The following is a 23,321-nucleotide window of genomic DNA, read 5'->3' as shown; positions in this document are numbered from 1 at the left end:
TTTCTTTACAACAAACAGGGCGCTCAATGAGTGCCCTGTCTCTTTATTACGTTTAAACCCTTATACTGAAGGGAACTTGTGCGCGTTGGTGTCATGAGCCTCAGGAGCATATAACGATAAGGAGAACCTGATTCCGTGCTAACTCTGTTACACCTGCTTTCTGCTGTGGCGATGCTGGTTTGGGGTACCCATATCGTGCGTACCGGCGTGATGCGCGTCTTTGGCGCACGCCTGCGTACCGTGCTCAGCCGTAGCGTTGAAAAGAAGCCGCTCGCCTTTTGCGCGGGCATTGGCGTTACTGCTCTGGTGCAAAGCAGTAACGCCACCACCATGCTGGTGACGTCGTTTGTCGCCCAGGATCTGGTGGCGCTGACGCCTGCGCTGGTGATTGTGCTTGGCGCTGACGTCGGGACCGCGCTGATGGCGCGTATCCTGACCTTTGACCTCTCGTGGCTGTCGCCGCTGCTGATTTTCATTGGCGTTGTTTTCTTCCTCGGACGTAAGCAGTCCCGCGTTGGGCAACTGGGGCGCGTAGGCATCGGGCTGGGGCTCATTTTACTGGCGCTGGAGCTGATTGTGCAGGCGGTCACGCCGATCACTCAGGCCAACGGGGTGCAGGTCATTTTTGCCTCGCTCACCGGCGATATCATGCTCGATGCGCTGATTGGTGCCATGTTCGCGATTATCAGTTACTCCAGCCTGGCGGCGGTCCTGCTGACGGCAACGCTGACAGCCGCGGGTATTATTTCGTTCCCGGTAGCGCTGTGTCTGGTGATTGGTGCGAACCTCGGCTCCGGCCTGCTGGCGATGCTCAATAACAGTGCCGCCAACGCTGCCGCCCGCCGCGTGGCGCTCGGCAGCCTGTTGTTTAAGCTGGTGGGCAGTCTGATTATTCTGCCGTTTGTGCATCCGCTGGCGAATCTGATGGATGAACTGCCGCTGCCAAAATCCGAACTGGTTATCTACTTCCACGTCTTCTACAACCTGGTGCGCTGCGTGGCGATGGTGCCGTTCGCCGAGCCGATGGCGCGCTTTTGCAAACGTATTATCCGCGATGAGCCGGAATTGGACGGCCATCTGAAGCCCAAGCATCTGGACGTCAGCGCACTCGATACCCCTACGCTCGCACTGGCGAATGCGGCTCGCGAAGCCCTGCGTATTGGTGACGCCATGGAGCAGATGATGGAAGGGCTGAAGCGGGTGATGCACGGTGAGCCGCGCGAGGAAAAAGAGCTGCGCAGGATGGCCGACGATATCAACGTGCTGTACACCGCGATCAAACTTTACCTGGCGCGGATGCCAAAAGATGAGCTGGCGGAAGAGGAGTCTAAGCGCTGGGCGGAGATTATCGAGATGTCGCTCAACCTGGAGCAGGCCTCCGATATCGTCGAACGCATGGGGAGCGAGATTGCCGATAAGTCGCTGGCCGCGCGTCGGGCCTTTTCTCTGGAAGGTCTGAAAGAGCTGGATGCGCTCTACGATCAGCTGCTCAGCAACCTGAAGCTGGCGATGTCAGTGTTCTTCTCTGGCGACGTGACCAGCGCCCGTCGACTGCGTCGCAGCAAACACCGTTTTCGTATTCTTAACCGTCGTTATTCGCACGCACACGTCGATCGCCTGCATCAGCAAAACGTGCAGAGCATCGAAACCAGTTCCCTGCACCTCGCGCTGTTAGGCGACATGCAGCGTCTGAACTCATTGTTTTGCTCCGTTGCCTACAGCGTGCTGGAGCAACCGGATGAAGACGACGAACGGGATGATTACTAACGAGGACTGGTGAAATGTTGCCCGGTGGCGCTTACGCTTACCGGGCCTACGGATAACCGTCAATTTTGTCGTCAATCTTGTAGGCCGGATAAGGCGTAACCGCCATCCGGCATCAGACAACAAATCCACTAAAAGCAGTGGCCTGCTTCAACGGCAACCGCGTCTTCACCCGCTTTAAAGATATATGTGGTGTTCGGGCCGCCAAGAACCGCCTGACCATCGCTCACCTTGATCCAGTTGCCTTCTGGCAGACCAATTACCGTCAGCTCTGGCGCAACCACAAGCAGCTCGCGAATACGCTGTTCACGCGTTTCGCCTTTGTGGCCTTCCGGCAACGCGTTGGTGAAGTGCGGGTTAATCTGCAGTGGGAACAGGCCCAGGGCATCAAAGCCTTTTGGATCGACAATCGGCATGTCGTTAGTGGTACGGATGGTTGGGCAGGCGAGGTTGGAACCTGCACTCCAGCCAATGTACAGCGCGCCGCGTTTGACCACGTCAACAATCGGCGCCAGCAGCCCGCGTTGGCGGCTCTCTTTCAGCAACTGGAAGGTGTTACCACCACCGACAATCACCACGTCTGCATTTTCAATTGCCGCCACCGGATCGGCAACGGTATGAATACCCGTGACGTCGACGCCCATGGGAGCAAAGACGGCGGCCGTTTTCGCCGTGTACTCATCCCAGGTTTGCGTCACGCCAGCAAACGGGATAAACACCGCAGTACGGCGACCGTTCAGTTGCTCAGCAATCAGCGGTAGCGCGTGTTCCATCCAGGCTTTGCCCGGCAGCGTCGAGTTACTCAATAAAAGCAGTTCCATCATTTCTCCATGTAATCAAAAAATTACAAACCGCGGTCATGTTACCACCGTCAGTATAACGCCTCACTGATATGGCTCACGATGTTGGAAGTGAGGTTCTGGAATGCGCCTCGCAAGACGGTGTCATTTTCTAGAATGCTACGGTTGGTTCGGGAAACGATAACAGGGAAGAGGGGCTGCTTTGTGCCAGAAGCAGACGTTGCTAGTTTCAGCCTATGTTAATCAACAGGGAGCAGGTTAGGTGGGCTCTGCCACCAAAGATTGCTTTCAGTTGATTCGTGGTCCGAGCCTCAAATCTAATGAGGCAAAAAAAATTGATTACTACTAATGGGTTGATATTCCGTTCAGGAATAATAAGGCGTAATGTGGTGTATTAGCTCTTACCTGAGCTAATACACATTGGATAATTAAGCTGCTACGAGGGTATCTATGATTTTTGCGGTTTTTTGTAATAGTTGAGCATCAGTAGGTAGAGAAATAATGCTCCTATTCTTAGCGATATTTATAATCATTGGTTCAAATTCATTTTCTGCAAACGACGGGCGGTCAGAAGATGCATACATATCTCGCAAAAAATCTGGCACGTCCTTCCCTTTAAAGTCATCAATAACTGACTTTGCCTCTTGCTCACTTAGCAGATAATTAAAAGCAAGTTCACCAAATACTTCTTCAACTATTTTAAGCATTTCTTTAGCATCGTCCTCAATAAACTCATCGAGAATAGCTGAAACCGCAGCATTTGCAGCCGTACCACCGGCAAACGCACCTAATAACCCCCCGATTATTCCGCCTGCAGCCGTGCCAACGAAAGGAATAAGTGAACCCAATGCGGCTCCTCCAGCAGCACCTGCCATCCAGCCGCCTGTTCCGCCAGCAACTCCAGATGCGGTAGTAGTAACATTCTTGAATAATTGAGCGCCTGAGCATCGGCCCTGAAACATTCGAACAAAATCTACGGAGGATATAACCAGAGTGGTGACAACGCCTGTGACAATATTCCCGCGCAAAAGTTTGCTAACGTGGTTCATCGCGGCGGCACCATATATAGCATTACCTGATCGTAAACCATTTGCAATCCATGCGGCAGCTTTAGGCCCCATTTGCTGAACGATCCAATCTGTAGCGCCACGCAAACTTTGTTCTATACCTGTTCTGCCAAGTTGAGCAGTAATGATGCTACTAACCCAAGCTATACCACCCACTTTTAAACCAGCATAGCAAGACGATTCAAGAGCTTTATCCCAGTCTTCGCCATTCCATAAAGCGACAGCGAATGAAACAGCCGCAGAGATTCCCATTGCTGTACCAGCCAACTTAATGCCGTTTATTGCATCATAAGTTAAGCTTTCAATAGTACCAAATTTAGCAATATTCCTTACTTGTTCATATGTGAATGAACCTTTCCTGACAATATCTTTCGCTGATTCTGGATCTGTTATACCTGGCACTTGACCATTTTTTATTCTATTCTCCATTGCCCGCACCGCATCATCATATTTATCTGACGGCACTTCTATTTGCATAGGGGTACCATCAGTGTTTAAGTAGCGGAAAGTTCCATCTTCAAAACATTCACTGATACATTTTGAGCCTGAATTACAGTATTTTGTTTGTATGTGAATGCCATCCACCAGTCTGTCAGCACCATTTTTGACATTGTCACCGCCAACAATCTTTGCATTTTTTCCTGACATCACGTCCTTAAGGTGATTTGCTTTTTCAGCAGCAAATCCATGGCCTCTGGTTGCCCCCAAGATTACATTGTCTGCGTAATTTTCAGAGCTGCCAATTATTCCAGCGGTTGTTCCGACAACATTTTTCTCATTCATGAGGTATATATCCGATTTCAGGCAATAGACAACATATTTACTTGATTATCGGCATATACATATCACTCTTTAGGAGCCTTATTCAAAAATATCAGCCGTTGTCGGGTTGATGGTGCCCAACATACTGTAAAACATAGTTTTTATTGAGATGTGCCGTACTCATCTTGATGTACAACTGAGGGAGAATTAAATTGTGGATGGGAATTTAAGTATCCTTCATGAACATACCATTCTCCTTTAGAGTACCTCTGGCATGTGAGTTAGGCCCTGAAGTTATTGTGCTACTTGATGAGCGGCAAAAACACAGCATTTCCTTCATATCTCAACTGGTATAGGGAACACCTTTCAGACTGGTTAGATGATGTAGCCAAAATACTGTGGATGACCAATGGCCTTTAAAGCATGCAGCCCTTTATAGGCAAAGATGTCTGCTCCTCGCTCACAGCGGACCTTCAGCTCAGTTAACTTGTCCTCTTGTGCCAGGAGCCGACGTTTGAGAGACATCCAACCCCATCTCCTGTACACTATCGTTCATAATTTGAATGATCTATGGATATCAGTTCATGGTTAGCAAAAAAGAGATGATGGAGCATTATGTCATCAATCCTCAGGATAGCTACTTTGTTAATGGTGTACCGCCGATTGAGAATATTGCGGTCGTTGCTTATGATCCCTCGTGGCCGGAAATATATTCAGCACTGGAATCTAAAATTAAGCATAAATTAGGGTCGAATCTACTAAAAATTGATCATGTGGGTTCTACGGCAGTACCTGGCCTGGCAGCTAAACCCGTTATTGATATTGACGTGACGGTTGCCGATGCCGCGGATGAAGAAATATATTTGTTAGCGCTTGAAAACCTTGGGTATAGACTAATTGTTCGTGAACCTCGCTTTCATGGTCATCGTCTTTTTCATCATGAAAATCCTAGAGTTAACCTACATATTTTTACTCAAGACACCCCTGAAACAGCTCGGCATTTGCTTTTCCGAGATTGGCTTAGACAGTCAGAAAAAGACTGCAAACTTTATGCTGATACCAAATTTGAGGCAATCAAAGGTTGCAGCTTTAACATTCAAAAATATCATGAAAATAAAAGTAAAGTGGTACACGATATCTATCAGAGAATTTTTAAACATTTAGGCTATATTTGATATGCTCTATCCTGGAAAGGATGAAATCCACACGTTCCTCTACTGAATTACATGGTAATTCAATCAACTGATAGTCATACATACGATATGTTTTCACCATGGCGTGATATGTCGCGATGGCAACATCGAAAGATTGTTTGCGCTCTGTGTCCTGTACATATATGTCACGCCACGGGGGTGCAATAAATACGATTCGGTTATAGCGAAATTTCTCGATAGCGTTTTCCAGATGCCTCGGTATGGTAAGCTCAGAAAAACGTAAATAACCCACAACATCAGGAACACCACGGTCGAAGAAGCAGGGTTGTGTTTGCCCTTCCGCTTCATGCCACGAACGCATTTCCCAAGATAGCATCAGTTCTGCAAATGCACTCTGGTTAGCCCACGGTAATGCATCGCCGCCGATGTTAACCTGGTCTTGAATCACACCTCTTCCAGCTTCTTTAGAACACCAAAATCTTCGTTTTATCATCGTATCAATTATCGTGCTTTTGCCTGATCCTGGGCCACCTGTAAGAATGAAACGATGTTGTAAAACTGAAGACATTGACCTTTCCTGAATGTTTATTGATGCGATGAAGCAGCGATATACCTGTGATGGTTTGAATAACTACATCTTATTCTGAATTGCATGTCGGCTCATCGCTCTAAACAGACCTACAGAAAAACGATACCAAGCACTGCCACTTACACTTCAATCCCTTTCTGCTTCAGCTCTTTCCTGATAATGCGCTTAATCCATGCGGATATTGAAGCATCACCATCCATTGAAAGTGCTTTCTGGATCCCTGCTTCCAGTTCCGGTTCGACACGTAAAGCGATTTGTTTGTTACCTTTCTTTTTAAACTCTACTGTTGACATGTGTCTGACACCTGACTTACATTGATGGTCGTAAGACAAGTGTAAGTCAATTGTCTTACAGAAACAACGAAGCCCGGCAGTGCGCGAACACATACCGAGCTTCTCACCACAACATTATACGAGGTAATGCTATGGCTGATGCTAATAGTACCACTAACGCCTGTTCCGCGTCTTTTTCTCCTGTTTCGCAGGCTGACCTGCTTCATTTTCCTCTTGCCGAGGCGTTCCGCCATCTTGATTGTAGCCATCTCACCACCGAAGAAAATCTGGTGCTATCGTTTGGCTGCGAAGAGGCGCTGGCAGGGTTGTACCAGACGCTGAATTTTATGGGCGAAAGCCTGCTGACTATGGCGGGTGAAGGTCAGGAACATTTTGCGTATGAAAGCGTATGTCAGTTAGGACACAGTCTGGTGAACATCAGCCAGTTGATTCCTGCACTGGCACAGCTGGAAGCGAAAGCGGACCAGCAGCTGTTTGCTCGCGATCCCCTAAACTAATCTGGAAAGCGCCTCGCAGACTTCTTCTTCGGGGCGTGACAGGTCTGTGCAACCACCCTACTGTGACATGATGATTTGCTGGTCGGGGAATAGAAAATGCTCGCTTATTACGCTAACCTTAGGTACGTCATGCGCATTACTATGGGGGTTATCATGCGCACTGTATCTAAGGTAAAAAAATCAGTTAATGTCTCTCTGGCTCCAGAGATACTGGAGGAGGCACGTAAGCTTAAAATCAATCTGTCAGCTGTTTTAACCGAAGCCCTAATCGAAAAATTTCGTGAGAACAAACGCGAAGAATGGTTGCGGGATAATAAAAAATCGATAGAAGTATTAAATCAATGGGTGGAAGAAAACGGTTCGTTCAGTGATTTTCAAAGGACATTCTGATGGAGCAGTATTGCGCTTATGAGAACACTGGAAGTGGAAAAAGTGTTTATCCGTTTTTAATTAGCTTACAGCATCCGGTGGCCGCTGTTTTGCGGCATGTACTGGTTGCACCCGTTATAGCGCTCAGTCAGTTCCCCGACGAAGTACCGCCAGCTAAAATTTGTCCTGTTGTTAGTATTGGTGGGCAAGCTTATGTGGTGATGATGCACATGATGACAGGCATACCTGTGAAGAATATGGGTCATTGTGTGGGAGACCTGACCGCAAACAGGGCTGAACTTCGAGATGCAATTGATTTCCTGCTTAACGGTTATTAGAGCGCCATGACGGGGCTGATTATGTTGAAAGGCGTGACAGATCGCAAATAGTGTCGGGACTGGCGTTCACGATTATTTTTATCCCCCGCAAGGTAGGGTATATTTCGCTTTTAATACACAAGATCATTCAAGCTGTATCAAGGCGGCAAGGGAGCGAATCCCTGGGAGCATAGATTGCTATGTGACCTGGGGGAGTGAGAGCAGCCAACGCAGAAACAGCTTGAAGGATGAAGTGTATACAGGAGAAATTATGCTGCCCGACTCATCCATCCGATTAAACAAATACATCAGTGAAAGCGGAATCTGCTCGCGTCGCGAAGCGGATCGCTTTATCGAACAAGGGAATGTCTTCCTGAATGGCAAACGCGCCACCATTGGCGATCAGGTGATGCCTGGCGACGTCGTGAAAGTGAACGGTCGGTTGATTGAGCCGCGTGAAGCGGAAGATCTGGTTTTTATCGCGCTGAACAAACCGGTCGGTATTGTCAGCACCACTGAAGATGGTGAGCGCGATAACATCGTTGATTTTGTTAACCACAGTAAGCGCGTGTTCCCGATTGGTCGTCTGGACAAAGATTCCCAGGGGCTGATCTTTCTCACTAACCACGGCGACCTGGTGAATAAAATCCTGCGTGCCGGTAACGATCATGAGAAAGAGTACCTGGTGACGGTCGATAAACCCGTAACCGATGACTTTATTCGTGGCATGGGGGCGGGCGTACCCATTCTCGGTACCGTCACCAAGAAATGTAAGGTCAGGAAAGAGGCACCGTTTGTCTTCCGTATCACCCTGGTGCAGGGCCTGAACCGTCAGATCCGTCGGATGTGCGAACACTTTGGCTATGAAGTGGTAAAACTTGAACGTACGCGGATCATGAACATCGGCTTGTCTGGTTTGCCGCTAGGTGAATGGCGTGACCTGACCGATGATGAGCTGATCGATCTGTTCAAGCTTATTGAAAACTCTTCCTCGGAAGCGAAACCGAAGCCGAAAGCGAAGCCAAAAACCGCAGGCATTAAGCGCCCGGTGGTGAAAATCGAAAAAGCTGCTGAGAAAGAGAAAGCGCGCCCGGCATCCAACGGTAAACGTTTTGTTCAGCCGGGGCGTAAGAAGAAAGGGCGTTAACGTCTGCCGCGCGTTGGCGTATTCGCTGACCAGGAAAACGAGGATTCCGCATCCGGTTTATAAGCCTGCTTTTTCTTCAACTGGCGGGCTTTTTTAGCCTCAGCTTCGCGCTGCAGCATCAGCTTATCGATGTACTCTTTCTTAATGCTGTTGGTTTCCGCGTTGGTTAGCAGTCGACCGTGTGCAATACGCGCGCGGTCGAGCAGCGTTTTCAGTTCGCGCTGTTCGCGCTCGGTCATCTCTTTTTGGGTAATGCGGGGGAGTGCCATACGGTTGCCCTCAGTTTGCCGATTAACCCAGTGTACGGTAATCCTGGGCTGGCTGATAGCATCCAGACCGGGTAAGCATGCGTCACCCGGTACTTTTTTTAATTTTATGATTGGCTACGGACGTTTTCCCAGCTCAGCCCAAAACGGGCCAGATATTTGCGCAGGCGGTCGGCGTCGTTAGGATTGGCTTTCTTCAGCCTGGAAACGGCAAACAGCTCGCGGCCCGCTTCAGACAACGAGGCGCTGCGTCGGCAGACGTCGATCACCGTTTCTAACTGACGCTTATCAAACAGATCAATGTCCAGATCGAATTCCGGCTGTAAATCGTTGAGCTGCCAGCTTTCCTGCAATAACGCGATCTCCTCTTCGACCAGCGCGAGCGTGATGCGCCCCTGTTCGGCCAGCGTCGCCATGCGTGCAACGGATGAACTCAGCTCGCGAAAGTTGCCGCGCCATAGCGCCTTTGGTGAACAGGCGAAAGCCAGATAGCGCTCGCGCGCTTCTTTATCAAAGCGAGTCTGCGCCTGTTTGAGGCTGGAAAAGCGCTGGAGCTCATACTCCACGTTGGGTGCGATATCTTCCCGCCGCTGCGCCAGACCGGGCAGGGCAAAGCGCCACATATTGATGCGCGCGTAGAGATCTTCGCGAAAACGACCTTCTGCCACCCACTGCTGCATATCGCGATGCGTCCCGGCAATCAACTGGAAATCGCTGTGCACCTCTTTGTCGCCACCAAACGGAAAAAAGGTTTTTTCTTCAATCGCTTTCAGCAGCATAGCCTGCTCGTCCAGCCCCAGTTCGGCAATCTCATCGAGAAATAACACCCCACCGTCAGCCTCGCGCAACAGACCGGTGCGTGGCGTAAGTGCGCCGGTAAACGCGCCTTTGACGTGTCCGAATAATGTCGACATTGCGTTGTCACCGCGCAGGGTGGCGCAGTTAACCGCTACCAGTTTACCGGCCACCAGATGGCGTGACTGGCGTAGCTGAAAAATCCGTTTGGCGAGGAACGATTTCCCCGCGCCGGTGGGACCTGTCAGTAGAATCGGATCGGTCGAGCGCAGCGCCACGCGCTCAATACGGTCGATGAGCGTATTAAACGTGGCATTACGGGTATCAATACCGGCTTTCAGGAAGGAGACCGATTGCTGCTGCTCACGCTGAAAGCGGCTGGTCAGCGTGGTATAGCGGCTTAAATCGAGATCGATAACCGAGCAGACGCCTGCGGCGACGGCCTCATCAGATGAACCTCGCGGTGCCGGGCTGGATTGCAAAAGGCTGGCCGGCAGATAGCGCGCCTCCGTCAGCAGGAACCAACAAATCTGCGCCACGTGTGTGCCGGTGGTGATATGCACCAGATACTCTTCGTTTTCAGTATCAAATGTGTAGTGGGTGGCGAAGTCGAGGAACGCGGCGTAAACCTCCTCAAAATCCCACGGGTCGTTAATGGTCACCGCATGCGGGCGCACCTCGGTATGAGGAGAGAGCAGGGCGACATCTTCAATCAGCCGCTGTGCCATGCTTTCGTCGCGCGGCTGGTGGAGCAGTTCCAGTCTGTCGATGGGGAAATCAGCCTGCTGGCACAGTCCAACCGTAGGGCGCCATTTCTTAAACCGATTCGCCCGTTTACCGCGCTTATCCAGCACCGTGCCCAGAACGCCAATCACCACCCGCCGTTTTTTCATGCTTTATCCATAAAGATAAATATCGATATTGAAAGATAAAAAAATCTCTGCGCAACGGCAATCATTAATCTGAGTGTTAAAAATAAAAACTATATTAATCAAAGCAATAAAAAATAAATTTGATGATTTTTCTTTCTGGCACGCTTCTGGCAATACCTGATACGTCAACAACGCTGAAAACGCAGGGGATTAAACCCCGCCGGCACGTCAGGAACGGCACAGGCTGTTTTCCCGGGGTGTTCCGTCAGCCGATGACCACCAAGTGGGTTCGATTCCCAATTTCATCCTCCAAATGAAAACTGGTTGTTAATCATAGAAATAAAACGGGTTCGTGCGCAGTCAGCACCGCCCAAAACAGGCTGCCGGTAATGACGCTGTGCGACAGGCAAAAGGGAATTCCCCTGCCGCTTCGCCCCTGCACCCGCGCCTGACTCACAATAAGGAATAAAAAATGATGAAGAAAATCACTATTCGTAAAGGCCAGCTTGGTCTGTTATCCCGCCAGGGTGACTACTACAAGGTGCTGGATGCAGGTGAACACCGTTTGCCGTGGTTTAACACACCGGATGTTCTGGTGGTAAATGCCGATGGCAGCGATGTTCCTGAGGCGTTGGCAGAGTACCTGCGTCGCTTCCAGCCTGCGTGGGTGGAACAGTACTGTGTGGCGGCAGATTTAACCGAGACCGAAGCCGGTGCGCTGTATGTGAACGGCGTCTTGCAGGAAATTTTACCGCCTTCAACCCGTCGTCTGTACTGGCGAGCCGAGGAGGCGTTAACGTTGGTACGCATGGATACGGGTCAGGTTCAGGTCCCAACGGACGTGATGAATGCCGTGTTACAGCCACGCCGTAGCGGTGCGGTAAAAGGTCGTGACGCGATCTTAACGGTGCAGGTTCCGGCCTGGCACGTCGGTGTGCTGAAAATTGATGGTGAGACGCAGGCGCTGTTGCCGCCGGGTCTGAGTGCGTACTGGAAGGTGAATCATCTGGTGGAAGCGGAAGTCGTTGATACCCGCTTGCAGGTTCTGGAGGTCGGCGGGCAGGAGATCCTGACCAAAGATAAGGTTAACCTGCGTCTGAATCTGGCGGCGAACTGGCGCTACAGCGGCGTGTTACAGGCGTTTGGCCAGCTGACAAAACCGCTGGATCACTTGTATCGCGAGCTGCAGTTTGCGCTGCGTGAGGCGGTTGGTACCCGAACTCTGGATGAACTGCTGGAAGATAAACAGGTGATTGACGACGTGGTCAGTACACAGGTGAAAACCCGCATGACGCCGTTTGGCATTGAGGTCGCTTCGCTGGGCGTGAAAGATATCGTGCTGCCAGGCGATATGAAAACCATCCTGTCGCAGCTGGTGGAGGCCGAAAAATCGGCGCAGGCCAACGTCATTCGTCGACGTGAAGAAACGGCCGCCACGCGCTCGTTGTTGAACACAGCGAAAGTGATGGAAAACAACCCGGTGGCGCTGCGTTTAAAAGAGCTGGAAACCCTCGAGAGAGTGGCGGAGCGTATCGATAAAATCTCGGTATTTGGTGGTCTGGACCAGGTTCTGCACGGTCTGGTGAATATAAAAGGATAAGTAAAATGAGCAATAACGGAGTGAACGCCGCGATGCGCGAACGGGTAGTGCGCCAGCTAAAAAAGGTGGAACAGCGCTATGGCGTGAAGGTGCTGTACGCCTGTGAATCCGGCAGCCGTGGCTGGGGATTCGCCTCTCCGGACAGTGATTACGATGTGCGATTTTTGTACGTTCATCCGCCAGAATGGTATCTGCGGGTGGAAGCGCCGCGTGATGTTATTGAACTGCCCATAGACGATGAACTGGACGTGTGCGGCTGGGAGTGGCGTAAAGCTTTGGGTCTGCTGAAAGGGGCTAACCCGACGCTTATCGAGTGGCTGGATTCGCCGGTGGTTTATCAGCAGGATGACGCGACGGTGTCTGCGTTGAAAGCGCTGGTGCCAAAATGGTTTTCGCCTGTGCGTGCCCGCTGGCACTACTATTCGATGGCGCGAAAAAACTTCCGTGGCTATCTGCAAGGCAATGAAGTGCGACTAAAAAAATACTTCTACGTGCTGCGTCCGTTGCTGGCCGTGCGTTGGGTCGAAGCGGGAAAAGGCGTGCCACCCATGCGCTTTGCCGAACTGTTGGCGGGGAGCGAGCTGGATGCGCCGCTGCGTCAGGAGATAGACGACCTGCTGGAACGCAAGCAGCGGGTAGGGGAAGCGGAATATGGACTGCGTCGCCCACTGCTGCATGCGTTTATCCGCGAGGAGCTGGCGCGAGGCGAAACGCCACCGGTGTTACCGGATAGCCGGGAAGGCGATGTCAGGGAACTGGACCGACTGTTATATGAGACAGTGATGTCATGACTGTGTTGCCCGATGGTATTGCCTCTTATCGGGCCTACGAATTCACCGTAGACCCGATAAGGCGTTTCGCCGCATCCGCCATCCGGCTGGTATTACTCAAACAAATTATGATGCAGTTTCTGTACGACCTGCTCGGCTTCGCTGCCCGGCACCAGGAAGCACAGATTATGGCTGGATGCGCCGTAGCAAATCATGCGGATGTTGAACGGTTCCAGCACGCCGAACACCTCTTTTCCCACGCCGCAGGCTTTAGACAGGTCGTTCCCGATCAGGGCGACCAATGCCAGACCTTCTTCTACTTCGACCCGGCACAGCGCGGACAGCTCCATCAGCAGGGATTGCGTGAGCAGCGTATCGCCGGTGGACGTTGAACCGGTGGTATCCAGCGTCAGTGCGACGCTGACTTCTGAGGTTGTTATCAAATCCACCGAGATATTGTGGCGCGCCAGGATGCCGAACACTTCCGCTAAAAACCCGCGAGAATGCAGCATATTCAGGCTATGCAGCGTCAGCAGCGTTTGCTTGCGACGCAGCGCCAGGGCACGGAATAGCGGTGGATTCTCGGTTTTATTACACACCAGCGTACCGCCCGCTTTGGGGTCTTTGCTGGAGCCGACAAACACCGGAATATCGCTACGTACGGCAGGGAGCAGCGTCGCCGGGTGCAGGACTTTTGCGCCGAAGGTCGCCAGTTCTGCGGCCTCTTCAAAGGCAATTTCATCAATGCGTTTTGCGGCTGGCACCACGCGCGGGTCGGTCGTGTAAATGCCCGGTACATCGGTCCAGATATCGACGCGCGTGGCGTGCAGGGCTTCTGCCAGCAAGGCGGCGGTATAGTCGCTGCCGCCGCGCCCCAGCGTGGTAGTGCGGCCTTTGCTTTCGCTGCCGATAAAGCCCTGGGTGATCACCAGACCTTCTTCAAGGCGCGGTGCCAGCTGCAGCGTGGCCAGTTCAGACAGCGCCACGACATCTGGTTCTGCGCGACCAAAACGATCGTTGGTACGCATCACTTTACGCACGTCAAACCACTGCGCCTGAACGTTACGCTCGCGCAGGATTTCGACAAACAGCAGGGTGGACATCAGTTCACCGTGGCTGACCAGTTCGTCAGTCAGCGCGGTTGAGGTCGCCAGCGAAGCCGCTTCCGCCAGCGTGGTGATATTTTCCAGCAGACGTTCGATCTCTTCGCGGATCACGTTTGGATAACGCAAACGCTCCAGAATATCGAACTGGATCTGACGAATAGCGTCGAGTTTCTCGAAGCGTTCAGTTGCCTCCAGCCCTTCAGCCAAAGCGACCAGCAGGTTAGTAATACCCGCTGAAGCGGAAAGCACCACTAAACGGACGTTAGCATCGGAAAGCACCACATCAGCGCTGCGGTTCATGGCGTCGAAATCCGCGACGCTGGTACCGCCAAACTTGGAGACAACTACATCAGTCATAACTACCTCGTGTCAGGGAATGAATAGAGCGACCATGGCACAAAGGCAGAACGGAAACCGGTGCAGGCGCAAATACCGTATTACATTTCGTCCTTCAATCTGCCTCTTCGTTGGCTGCACCTGCTCACCACAGTCACTTACTTCAGTAAGCTCCTGTGGCGAGCAGGTTTGCCGCCTTGACGCATATCGAATGACTTTATGTATATAAATAAAAGGCATGGCCTGTACTGTCAATGCTGGGATTATGCGGATTTTTCATGCTGCTGTAGCCCTGAGTAACCGAGCTTATAATTACCCCTGTTTGATGGACGCCAGGACAACGGCACTAAAACAATCACACTTTTCTGTGACTGGCGTTACAATCGATCTCAGTCACAATTCTCAAAATCAGAAGAGTATTGCTAATGAAAAACATCAATCCAACGCAGACCTCAGCCTGGCAGGCACTACAAAAACACTTTGAAGAGATGAAAGACGTTACGATCGCGGACTTGTTCGCGAAAGATAGCGATCGTTTCGCCAAGTTTTCCGCAACGTTTGACGATTTGATGCTGGTGGATTTTTCCAAAAACCGCATCACCGAAGAAACGCTGGCGAAACTGCAGGACCTGGCAAAAGAGACCGACCTGAGCGGTGCTATCAAGTCCATGTTCTCCGGTGAGAAGATCAACCGTACGGAAGATCGTGCAGTGCTGCATGTGGCGCTGCGCAACCGTAGCAATACCCCGATCATCGTGGACGGCAAAGATGTGATGCCGGAAGTGAATGCGGTGCTGGAGAAGATGAAATCCTTCTCTGAAGCGATTATCTCCGGCAGTTGGAAAGGCTACACCGGCAAAGCGATTACGGATGTGGTGAACATCGGTATCGGTGGCTCCGACCTCGGTCCGTTCATGGTGACCGAAGCGCTGCGTCCGTACAAAAATCACCTGAATATGCACTTTGTGTCAAACGTCGATGGTACGCACATCGCCGAAGTACTGAAGAAAGTGAATCCGGAAACCACGCTGTTCCTGGTCGCCTCTAAAACCTTCACCACCCAGGAAACCATGACCAACGCCCATAGCGCGCGCGACTGGTTCCTGGCGACCGCCGGTGATGAAAAACACGTGGCAAAACACTTCGCGGCGCTGTCCACCAATGCGAAAGCAGTCGGTGAGTTCGGTATCGATACGGCCAACATGTTCGAGTTCTGGGACTGGGTTGGCGGTCGTTATTCCCTGTGGTCAGCGATTGGTCTGTCGATCATCCTGTCCGTGGGCTACGACAACTTCGTTGAACTGCTGTCCGGCGCGCACGCCATGGATAAACATTTCTCCACCACCCCAGCGGAGAAAAACCTGCCGGTACTGCTGGCGCTGATCGGTATCTGGTACAACAACTTCTATGGTGCCGAAACCGAAGCCATTCTGCCGTACGACCAGTATATGCATCGTTTTGCGGCCTACTTCCAGCAGGGCAACATGGAATCCAACGGTAAATACGTTGACCGTAACGGCAATGCGGTGGATTACCAGACTGGCCCAATCATCTGGGGTGAGCCGGGGACCAACGGTCAGCATGCGTTCTATCAGCTGATCCACCAGGGGACCAAAATGGTGCCGTGCGATTTCATCGCTCCGGCTATCACGCATAACCCGCTGTCTGACCACCATCCGAAGCTGCTGTCTAACTTCTTCGCCCAGACCGAAGCGCTGGCGTTTGGCAAGTCTCGTGAAGTGGTTGAACAAGAATACCGCGACCAGGGTAAAGATCCGGCGACGCTGGACCACGTTGTGCCGTTCAAAGTATTCGAAGGCAACCGTCCTACGAACTCTATCCTGCTGCGCGAAATCACTCCGTACAGCCTGGGTGCGTTGATTGCGCTGTATGAGCATAAAATCTTTACTCAGGGCGTTATCCTGAACATCTTCACCTTCGACCAGTGGGGCGTAGAGCTGGGCAAACAGCTGGCGAACCGCATTCTGCCTGAGTTGAACGATGATCAAGAGATCAACAGCCATGATTGCTCGACTAACGGTTTGATTAACCGTTATAAGTCCTGGCGTTAATCAGCTTCTTCCTTCGAACCGCAGCGGTGTTGGCTGCGTTCGTTAACCCCGGTCACATAGTAATCTATGCTCCCGGGGATTAACGGGCTTGCCGCCTTGCTGCAATTCGAATGAATTTACTGATTACTTATAAAAAAAGCCGATATTATTATCGGCTTTTTTATAAGATAATTTATCTTGTCTTCCGCATTACATGGGATTTAATTGAGTTTAATCCTAAAATAATTATACCACGTTAGATTTAACACAATGATTTTCAGATTTTACGGATGTTGCATTATTTATGTATTTATTCCATGTGATTGATTTGTATTGATTTGTGTATTTTTTAATAATATTATCTCCCACTTTTTTCTAATTATCCTAAATTCCTGCGCGGCGTAATTTACACACTTTCGGTTGTGTATACTCGATCTCGCCCGAAATTCTTTTGGGTAAATCTCCATTCATACAATGAAGGGATATTGTGATGAAAAAAGTACTGTATGGCCTGTTGGCTATATCTGCGCTTGCGACGACCTCTGTCTATGCTGCCCCCGTTCAGGTGGGGGAGGCGGCAGGGTCGGCAGCCGCGTCGGTTTCGGCAGGAAGTTCCTCCGCAACCAGCGTGAGCACCGTAAGCTCCGCGGTGGGGGTCGCCCTGGCGGCAACCGGCGGTGGCGATGGTTCGAATACCGGAACCACCACCACCACGACCACCAGTACCCAGTAATTCCGGTACGTAGCCCCTGAAGTATGAAGGGGATTAACCATAACCACACTTCGGTGTGGTTATTTTGAATTTCCAAAAGCCTGTGGGATTTGTAGGCCGGGTAAGCGTCGCGCCACCCGGCAATAATGCGGAGAAACGTCGTGATGCGACCAGCGCTCATATTGGTTTGTCTGTTATTACAGGCGTGTTCAGCTACCACCGAAGGGCTGGGTCATTCGCTGTGGCAAAGCGTGTTGGGTACTCCTGGCGTACAGATGACGGATGATGATATCCACAACATGCCTTACGCCAGCCAGTACATGCAGCTTAACGGCGGTCCGCAGCTGTTTGTGGTGCTCGCTTTCGCTGAAAACGGGCAGCAGAAATGGGTCACCCAGGACCAGGCCATGCTCGTAACGCAACACGGGCGTCTGGTGAAAACGCTGCTGGGCGGAGACAACCTGATCGCGGTGAATAATCTGGCGGCGGACCCGCTTATCAAACCAAACCAGATTGTTGATGGCGTCACCTGGACCCGCACGATGGGCTGGACCGAGCATAAGCAGGTGCGCTACGCCACCGCCCGTTCGGTCTTCAGATGGGACGGCACTGACAGCATTCGGGTTGCCAGCGAAGATACCCCGGTACGCGTACTGGATGAAGAAGTCACCACCGATCGGACTCGCTGGCATAACCGTTACTGGATCGACAGTGACGGGATGATTCGCCAGTCAGAGCAGTATCTGGGTGCGAATTATTTCCCGGTGAAGACCACGCTGATCAAGGCGGCAAAATCATGATGAAACGAATGATTACCGCGCTGACTTTTAGCCTTTGTGCGGCATCTGTTTTTGCCGCAGGAACGGTAAAAGTGATCACCTCAGGCAGTGCAGAACCGAAAACGCTGACCGGCGCGGAACATCTTATCGATCTGGTGGGTCAACCCACGCTGGCGAATAGCTGGTGGCCCGCGGCGGTGATCGGGGAAGAGCTGGCGACGGTTACCGCGCAGCGCCAGCAACAGGCGCTGTTGGGACGGCTGGCGGCGCTGAGTGCAGAAGAAGGCGGTGACGATGCAGCCGCTATCAACACGCTACGCCAGCAAATTCAGACCCTGAAGGTAACCGGCAGACAGCGGGTGAATCTCGACCCGGACGCGGTGCGGGTGAGTGAACGGGGGAATCCGCCGTTGCAGGGCAACTACACGCTGTGGGTTGGGCCTCAGCCAACGGAAATCACCCTGTTTGGCGCGATCAATCATCCGGGTAAACAGCCGTTTATGCCAGGGCGTGATATCGCCAGCTATCTCGCCGGACAAAGTCTGCTGAGCGGTGCAGATCGCAGCTATGCGTGGGTGGTCTATCCCGATGGACGCACGCAAAAAGTACCGGTCGCTTACTGGAATAAACGTCACGTTGAGCCGATGCCCGGCAGCATCATTTTTGTTGGGCTGTCTGACTCTGTCTGGAGCCGCGCCCCGGATCAAATCAATGCCGACATTCTTCGCACTCTGACCCAGCGGATACCTGAATAATGAGAAAAACTTATCTGCTCAGCCTGCTGGCGCTGGGTATCAGCACGGCCTGCCACGGTGAAACGTACCCTGCGCCGATTGGGCCTTCCCAGTCTGACTTTGGCGGCGTGGGGCTGCTGCAAACGCCAACCGCGCGGATGGCGCGTGAAGGGGAAATGAGCCTCAACTACCGCGATAACGATCAGTACCGCTACTACTCCGCGTCGGTGCAGTTGTTCCCGTGGCTGGAAACGACCCTACGCTATACCGATGTGCGCACCAAAAAATACAGCAGCGTGGAGTCATTTTCAGGCGATCAGACGTATAAAGACAAAGCGTTCGATCTCAAATTGCGATTGTGGGAAGAGAGCTACTGGATGCCGCAGGTCGCGGTTGGCGCACGGGATATCGGCGGAACCGGTCTGTTTGATGCGGAATACATCGTGGCCAACAAAGCCTGGGGGCCGTTTGATTTCTCGCTTGGTCTTGGCTGGGGATATCTTGGTACCAGCGGCAATGTGAGTAATCCGCTGTGCTCGTACAGCGATAAATTCTGTTATCGCGATAACAGCTATAAACAGGCGGGCTCCATCGACGGTAGCCAGATGTTCCACGGCCCTGCGTCACTGTTTGGCGGCGTGGAATACCAGACGCCCTGGCAGCCGCTGCGCCTGAAGCTGGAATATGAGGGTAACAACTACCAGCAGGATTTTGCCGGCAAGCTGGATCAGAAGAGCAAGTTTAACGTCGGCGCCATTTACCGCGTCACCGATTGGGCCGACGTTAACCTCAGCTACGAGCGCGGTAATACCTTTATGTTCGGCGTCACGCTACGCACGAACTTCAACGATCTGCGACCAACGTATAACGACAACGCGCGACCGCAATATCAGCCCCAGCTGCAGGATGCCATCCTGCAACATTCGGTGGTGGCGAATCAGCTCACGCTACTGAAATACAACGCCGGGCTGGCGGATCCGAAACTCCAGGTGCAGGGTGATACGCTGTACGTGACCGGCGAACAGGTGAAATACCGTGACTCGCGGGAAGGGATCGAACGGGCAAATCGGATCGTAATGAACGATCTCCCTGAGGGGATCCGTACGATCCGTATTACGGAAAATCGCCTGAATTTACCGCAGGTCACCACCGAAACAGATGTTGCGAGTCTGCAGGATCATCTGCAAGGCGAGCCGCTGGGCCATGAAACACCGCTGGCGCAAAAGCGCGTGGAGCCCGTGGTGCCGCAGACCACCGAGCAGGGCTGGTATATCGATAAATCACGCTTTGATTTTCATATCGATCCGGTGCTCAATCAGTCCGTGGGCGGCCCGGAAAACTTCTATATGTATCAGCTGGGCGTCATGGGAACGGCAGATCTGTGGGTGACAGACCATCTGCTCACGACCGGCAGTCTGTTTGCTAACCTGGCCAATAACTACGACAAGTTTAACTACACCAATCCGCCCAGTGATTCACATTTGCCGCGGGTGCGTACTCACGTCCGTGACTACGTGCAGAACGATGTGTATGTGAATAACCTGCAGGCCAACTACTTCCAGTCACTCGGCAACGGGTTTTACGGACAAGTGTACGGTGGCTATCTGGAAACCATGTTTGGCGGCGCGGGGGCTGAAGTGCTGTACCGTCCACTGGACAGCAATTGGGCGTTTGGCGTTGACGCCAACTATGTGAAGCAGCGTGACTGGCGCAGTGCGCAGGACATGATGAAATTCACCGACTACAGCGTGAAGACCGGACATCTGACGGCGTACTGGAACCCGTCGTTCGCCCAGGATGTACTGGTAAAAGCCAGCGTGGGGCAGTACCTGGCGGGCGATAAAGGCGGGACCCTGGAAATCGCCAAACGCTTCGACAGCGGCGTGGTGGTCGGCGGTTATGCAACCCTCACCGATGCATCACCGGATGAGTATGGGGAAGGTGATTTCACCAAAGGCGTGTATGTCTCCGTGCCGCTGGATCTCTTCTCTTCGGGACCAACCCGCAGCCGTGCGGCAATTGGCTGGACGCCGTTGACGCGCGACGGTGGTCAGCAGCTTGGGCGTAAGTTTGGTTTGTACGATATGACCAGTGACAGGAGTGAGAACTTCCGTTGATGTGAATGTTGATCGCCCGGTGACGCTACGCTCACCGGGCCTACGGTAGGCCGGATAAGGCAAAGCCGCCATCCGGCAAGAACCGTTGTGTGAACAAAACATAAACAAAAAATGTAGATCTCCGTCACATTTTTGCGTTATACAGGAACTTCGCCATTGAGCAAAAGGGGCTGCTATGACGCCGATATCTCGTCCGCGCGTGGAGTTTATCTCCACGATGTTACAGACTGTGTTGAATCTTGGGCTACTGAGTCTGGGGCTGATTCTGGTGGTATTCCTCGGCAAAGAGACGCTGCATCTGGCGGATGTGCTGTTCGCGCCGGAACAAACCAGCAAATACGAGCTGGTGGAAGGGCTGGTGGTTTACTTCCTCTACTTTGAATTTATCGCGCTGATTGTGAAGTACTTTCAGTCAGGTTTTCACTTTCCGCTGCGCTACTTTGTTTATATCGGGATCACGGCGATTGTGCGGTTGATCATCGTCGATCATAAAGCCCCCATGGACGTACTGATCTATTCCGCGGCGATCCTGCTGCTGGTGATCACGCTGTGGTTGTGTAATTCCAAACGGTTGAAGCGTGAGTAAAAAATAACACGCCGCATTGGGCTGCGGCGTGTTGTTTACGTTGATTACTGCGCAGACGCGGGCTGCGTTTTCTCTGCTGCGGGTTCCCACAGCTCTTCGAGTTCTTCCAGCGTTTTGCCTTTGGTTTCCGGTACGAACTTCCACATAAACAGCGCCGCCAGAATGCCCATGCAACCGTAAATCCAGTAGGAGAAACCGTTGTGGAAATGGGCAACCAGCCACGAATTTTTGTCCATCATCGGGAAGGTCCAGGAGACAAAGTAGTTCGCCAACCACTGGGCGGCCACCGCAATGGCGAGCGCTTTGCCACGGATCGCGTTGGGGAAAATCTCAGCCAGCAGTACCCAGCACACCGGGCCCCAGGACATGGCGAATGCCGCAACATAAAACAGCATCGACAGCAGCGCCACCAGACCAGAAGCCTGGGTATAAAACGCAGTACCGAGGCTGAACATGCCGATGGCCATACCCAGCGCGCCAATAATTTGCAGCGGTTTACGGCCAAATTTATCGACCGTCATGATCGCCAGCACGGTGAAGCTCAGGTTGATTACGCCCACGATGATGGTCTGCAACAGCGCGACGTCGGTGCTGGCGCCCAGGGTTTTAAAAACTTCCGGCGCGTAGTAGAGCACAACGTTGATGCCGACGAACTGCTGGAAGATGGACAGCATGACGCCGATGACGATGACCGCAGTGCCAAACATCAGCAGACGCCCGCCTGTTTTGCGACCGTGCTCCAGTGACTGATTGATCTCCTGCATCGCCTGGGTAGCAAGATTGCTGCCCATAATTTTGCGCAGAATACCTTCCGCCTGCTCGTGTCTGCCGCGCGCCATCAGCCAGCGTGGGCTTTCCGGTACGGTATACAACAGTATTAAAAACAGCAGGGCGGGAATGCTTTCAGAGGCAAACATATAACGCCAGCCATCGGTATTCAGCCAGCTGGCGTCGCCGGAACGGGCAATAAAATAGTTTACGCAATAGACCATCAGTTGCCCGAAAATAATCGCGAACTGGTTAAAGGAAACCAGTTTTCCACGAATATGTGCCGGGGCCAGTTCTGCGATATACATCGGTGAGAGCATGGAGGCTAAACCGACGCCGATACCACCAATAATGCGATAAATAACAAATTCGGGGACGTATCCGGCTAAATAAACAGGAACAGCATTATCGGGATTAATGGCGGTAAACCCTAATTCCGGCCATGCGGAACCGATGCCGGAAATAAAGAACAGGATCGCGGCGATTTTGAGTGAATCGCGACGACCAAAGCGGTTACTGCAATAGCCACCCAGCGCACCACCGATGATACAGCCAATCAGCGCGCTGGCGACGCAGAAGCCTAACAGTGAGTTTGCGGCGGATTCGCTCAGATGTTGTGGGGCGACAAAAACCGTATTTAAGGACTCGACGGTACCGGAGATGACGGCGGTGTCGTAGCCGAATAACAGTCCTCCTAATGTGGCAACTAATGTAATCGAAAAAATATAACTGGAATTATATTGGGTATTCATTCAGACCTGCCTTAGAAGATACAGCTCTTTTTATCAGTGTTGTGATGGTGGATTTAACAGGCAGGTATGACAATTATCATTTTTTACATTGCAATTACGTTTTGTCTTTTCTGTGATCTTCACTCTGTTTAATTAATGTCCGCTCAGGCGAGAAATAAAATTGCAGTGATGGCGAGCACGAAAGAAAATAATCGTAACCGCAATGCAAAATTACATAAAAAAAGGGCGCTCCGTAGAGCGCCGAAAAACAGTCACAGGTTGGGATAACATAAGTTGAGGGTTGCAGTGGCATGCCCGTTGCCGGGCGGGTACATCGAT

Annotated in this window: 23 protein-coding genes; 14 read left to right on the top strand and 9 right to left on the bottom strand. The window is 51.9% G+C overall.

The window, feature by feature from the left end; all coding sequences use genetic code 11:
- Positions 1 to 135: 135 nt before the first annotated feature.
- The gene (locus IB214_RS22590) at positions 136 to 1,767 is read left to right on the top strand and encodes a Na/Pi cotransporter family protein (RefSeq protein ID WP_117343624.1); all 1,632 of its coding nucleotides are present in this window, start codon (positions 136 to 138) and stop codon (positions 1,765 to 1,767) included.
- A gap of 128 nt (positions 1,768 to 1,895) precedes the next feature.
- Here the strand turns inward: IB214_RS22590 and pepE are convergent, their stop codons facing one another.
- The 3 genes from pepE to IB214_RS22575 all read right to left on the bottom strand — a co-directional run bounded on the left by pepE (position 1,896) and on the right by IB214_RS22575 (position 4,918).
- Complete coding sequence (gene pepE, locus IB214_RS22585; RefSeq protein ID WP_117343623.1) at positions 1,896 to 2,585, bottom strand: dipeptidase PepE; 690 nt, start codon at positions 2,583 to 2,585, stop codon at positions 1,896 to 1,898.
- A gap of 407 nt (positions 2,586 to 2,992) precedes the next feature.
- Positions 2,993 to 4,414, bottom strand: a complete 1,422-nt coding sequence (locus IB214_RS22580) for a hypothetical protein (protein WP_117343622.1) — start codon at positions 4,412 to 4,414, stop codon at positions 2,993 to 2,995.
- Between the two features lie 354 nt (positions 4,415 to 4,768).
- Entirely contained in the window at positions 4,769 to 4,918 is a 150-nt protein-coding gene (locus IB214_RS22575) for a hypothetical protein (RefSeq protein ID WP_161959046.1), read from the bottom strand.
- A gap of 59 nt (positions 4,919 to 4,977) precedes the next feature.
- Between IB214_RS22575 and IB214_RS22570 the strand changes: the two genes are divergently transcribed.
- On the top strand, positions 4,978 to 5,568 hold the full coding sequence (locus IB214_RS22570; protein WP_223240324.1) for a GrpB family protein: 591 nt from the start codon (positions 4,978 to 4,980) through the stop codon (positions 5,566 to 5,568).
- Here the strand turns inward: IB214_RS22570 and IB214_RS22565 are convergent.
- Both IB214_RS22565 and IB214_RS22560 read right to left on the bottom strand, forming a co-directional pair.
- A complete protein-coding gene (locus tag IB214_RS22565) occupies positions 5,546 to 6,115 on the bottom strand; it encodes an AAA family ATPase (RefSeq protein ID WP_117343620.1) in 570 nt (189 codons plus the stop codon). The genes IB214_RS22570 and IB214_RS22565 overlap by 23 nt on opposite strands.
- Positions 6,116 to 6,255: 140 nt before the next feature.
- On the bottom strand, positions 6,256 to 6,429 hold the full coding sequence (locus tag IB214_RS22560) for a hypothetical protein (protein WP_032938222.1): 174 nt from the start codon (positions 6,427 to 6,429) through the stop codon (positions 6,256 to 6,258).
- A gap of 131 nt (positions 6,430 to 6,560) precedes the next feature.
- On the opposite strand from IB214_RS22560, the gene IB214_RS22555 reads away from it, so the two are divergent.
- From IB214_RS22555 to rluF, 4 genes are all read left to right on the top strand, one after another.
- Positions 6,561 to 6,926 (top strand): hypothetical protein, encoded by a 366-nt coding sequence (locus IB214_RS22555; RefSeq protein WP_117343619.1) that lies wholly within the window; start codon positions 6,561 to 6,563, stop codon positions 6,924 to 6,926.
- 96 nt (positions 6,927 to 7,022) lie between these two features.
- Positions 7,023 to 7,316: a type II toxin-antitoxin system CcdA family antitoxin gene (locus IB214_RS22550; protein ID WP_117343618.1), complete on the top strand. Its 294-nt coding sequence runs from the start codon at positions 7,023 to 7,025 to the stop codon at positions 7,314 to 7,316.
- Positions 7,316 to 7,633 (top strand): CcdB family protein, encoded by a 318-nt coding sequence (locus IB214_RS22545; RefSeq protein ID WP_117343617.1) that lies wholly within the window; start codon positions 7,316 to 7,318, stop codon positions 7,631 to 7,633. The genes IB214_RS22550 and IB214_RS22545 overlap by 1 nt, the downstream gene beginning before the upstream one ends.
- Before the next feature lie 250 nt (positions 7,634 to 7,883).
- Positions 7,884 to 8,759: a 23S rRNA pseudouridine(2604) synthase RluF gene (gene rluF / locus IB214_RS22540; protein WP_096758748.1), complete on the top strand. Its 876-nt coding sequence runs from the start codon at positions 7,884 to 7,886 to the stop codon at positions 8,757 to 8,759.
- Here the strand turns inward: rluF and IB214_RS22535 are convergent.
- Both IB214_RS22535 and rtcR read right to left on the bottom strand, forming a co-directional pair.
- A complete protein-coding gene (locus IB214_RS22535; RefSeq protein WP_096758747.1) occupies positions 8,756 to 9,028 on the bottom strand; it encodes a DUF3811 domain-containing protein in 273 nt (90 codons plus the stop codon). The two genes, rluF and IB214_RS22535, sit on opposite strands and share 4 nt — an antisense overlap.
- A gap of 104 nt (positions 9,029 to 9,132) precedes the next feature.
- Positions 9,133 to 10,713 (bottom strand): RNA repair transcriptional activator RtcR, encoded by a 1,581-nt coding sequence (gene rtcR, locus IB214_RS22530; protein ID WP_117343616.1) that lies wholly within the window; start codon positions 10,711 to 10,713, stop codon positions 9,133 to 9,135.
- A 451-nt stretch (positions 10,714 to 11,164) separates the two neighbouring features.
- Between rtcR and IB214_RS22525 the strand changes: the two genes are divergently transcribed.
- Complete coding sequence (locus IB214_RS22525; RefSeq protein WP_117343615.1) at positions 11,165 to 12,292, top strand: slipin family protein; 1,128 nt, start codon at positions 11,165 to 11,167, stop codon at positions 12,290 to 12,292.
- A 5-nt stretch (positions 12,293 to 12,297) separates the two neighbouring features.
- Positions 12,298 to 13,083 (top strand): nucleotidyltransferase domain-containing protein, encoded by a 786-nt coding sequence (locus tag IB214_RS22520; RefSeq protein WP_117343614.1) that lies wholly within the window; start codon positions 12,298 to 12,300, stop codon positions 13,081 to 13,083.
- A 92-nt stretch (positions 13,084 to 13,175) separates the two neighbouring features.
- Here the strand turns inward: IB214_RS22520 and lysC are convergent, their stop codons facing one another.
- Positions 13,176 to 14,525 carry a lysine-sensitive aspartokinase 3 gene (gene lysC / locus IB214_RS22515; RefSeq protein WP_117343613.1) on the bottom strand — a complete coding sequence of 450 codons (1,350 nt, stop codon included), beginning with the start codon at positions 14,523 to 14,525 and terminating at the stop codon, positions 13,176 to 13,178.
- A 404-nt stretch (positions 14,526 to 14,929) separates the two neighbouring features.
- Between lysC and pgi the strand changes: the two genes are divergently transcribed.
- The 6 genes from pgi to psiE all read left to right on the top strand — a co-directional run bounded on the left by pgi (position 14,930) and on the right by psiE (position 21,483).
- Positions 14,930 to 16,576 (top strand): glucose-6-phosphate isomerase, encoded by a 1,647-nt coding sequence (gene pgi / locus IB214_RS22510; RefSeq protein ID WP_096758737.1) that lies wholly within the window; start codon positions 14,930 to 14,932, stop codon positions 16,574 to 16,576.
- A 469-nt stretch (positions 16,577 to 17,045) separates the two neighbouring features.
- Entirely contained in the window at positions 17,046 to 17,288 is a 243-nt protein-coding gene (yjbE, locus tag IB214_RS22505) for an exopolysaccharide production protein YjbE (protein ID WP_096758736.1), read from the top strand.
- 140 nt (positions 17,289 to 17,428) lie between these two features.
- Entirely contained in the window at positions 17,429 to 18,067 is a 639-nt protein-coding gene (locus IB214_RS22500; RefSeq protein WP_115259714.1) for a YjbF family lipoprotein, read from the top strand.
- Positions 18,064 to 18,801, top strand: coding sequence for a capsule biosynthesis GfcC family protein (locus IB214_RS22495; RefSeq protein WP_096758734.1), 738 nt, complete (start codon positions 18,064 to 18,066; stop codon positions 18,799 to 18,801). Before IB214_RS22500 ends, IB214_RS22495 begins: the two co-directional genes overlap by 4 nt.
- Positions 18,801 to 20,897, top strand: a complete 2,097-nt coding sequence (locus IB214_RS22490) for a YjbH domain-containing protein (protein ID WP_117343612.1) — start codon at positions 18,801 to 18,803, stop codon at positions 20,895 to 20,897. Before IB214_RS22495 ends, IB214_RS22490 begins: the two co-directional genes overlap by 1 nt.
- Positions 20,898 to 21,072: 175 nt before the next feature.
- Positions 21,073 to 21,483 carry a phosphate-starvation-inducible protein PsiE gene (gene psiE / locus IB214_RS22485; RefSeq protein ID WP_096758732.1) on the top strand — a complete coding sequence of 137 codons (411 nt, stop codon included), beginning with the start codon at positions 21,073 to 21,075 and terminating at the stop codon, positions 21,481 to 21,483.
- 44 nt (positions 21,484 to 21,527) lie between these two features.
- Here psiE and xylE read toward each other — a convergent pair whose 3' ends face one another.
- Positions 21,528 to 23,003 carry a D-xylose transporter XylE gene (xylE, locus tag IB214_RS22480; RefSeq protein WP_096758731.1) on the bottom strand — a complete coding sequence of 492 codons (1,476 nt, stop codon included), beginning with the start codon at positions 23,001 to 23,003 and terminating at the stop codon, positions 21,528 to 21,530.
- Positions 23,004 to 23,321: the final 318 nt, after the last annotated feature.

Origin of the sequence: Citrobacter sp. C1, assembly GCF_014596895.2 — a bacterium.
GTDB classification, from domain to species: domain Bacteria; phylum Pseudomonadota; class Gammaproteobacteria; order Enterobacterales; family Enterobacteriaceae; genus Citrobacter; species Citrobacter gillenii.
The sequence above is the reverse complement of the archived record's forward strand: the minus strand, read 5'-3'. Positions and strand labels throughout refer to the sequence as shown.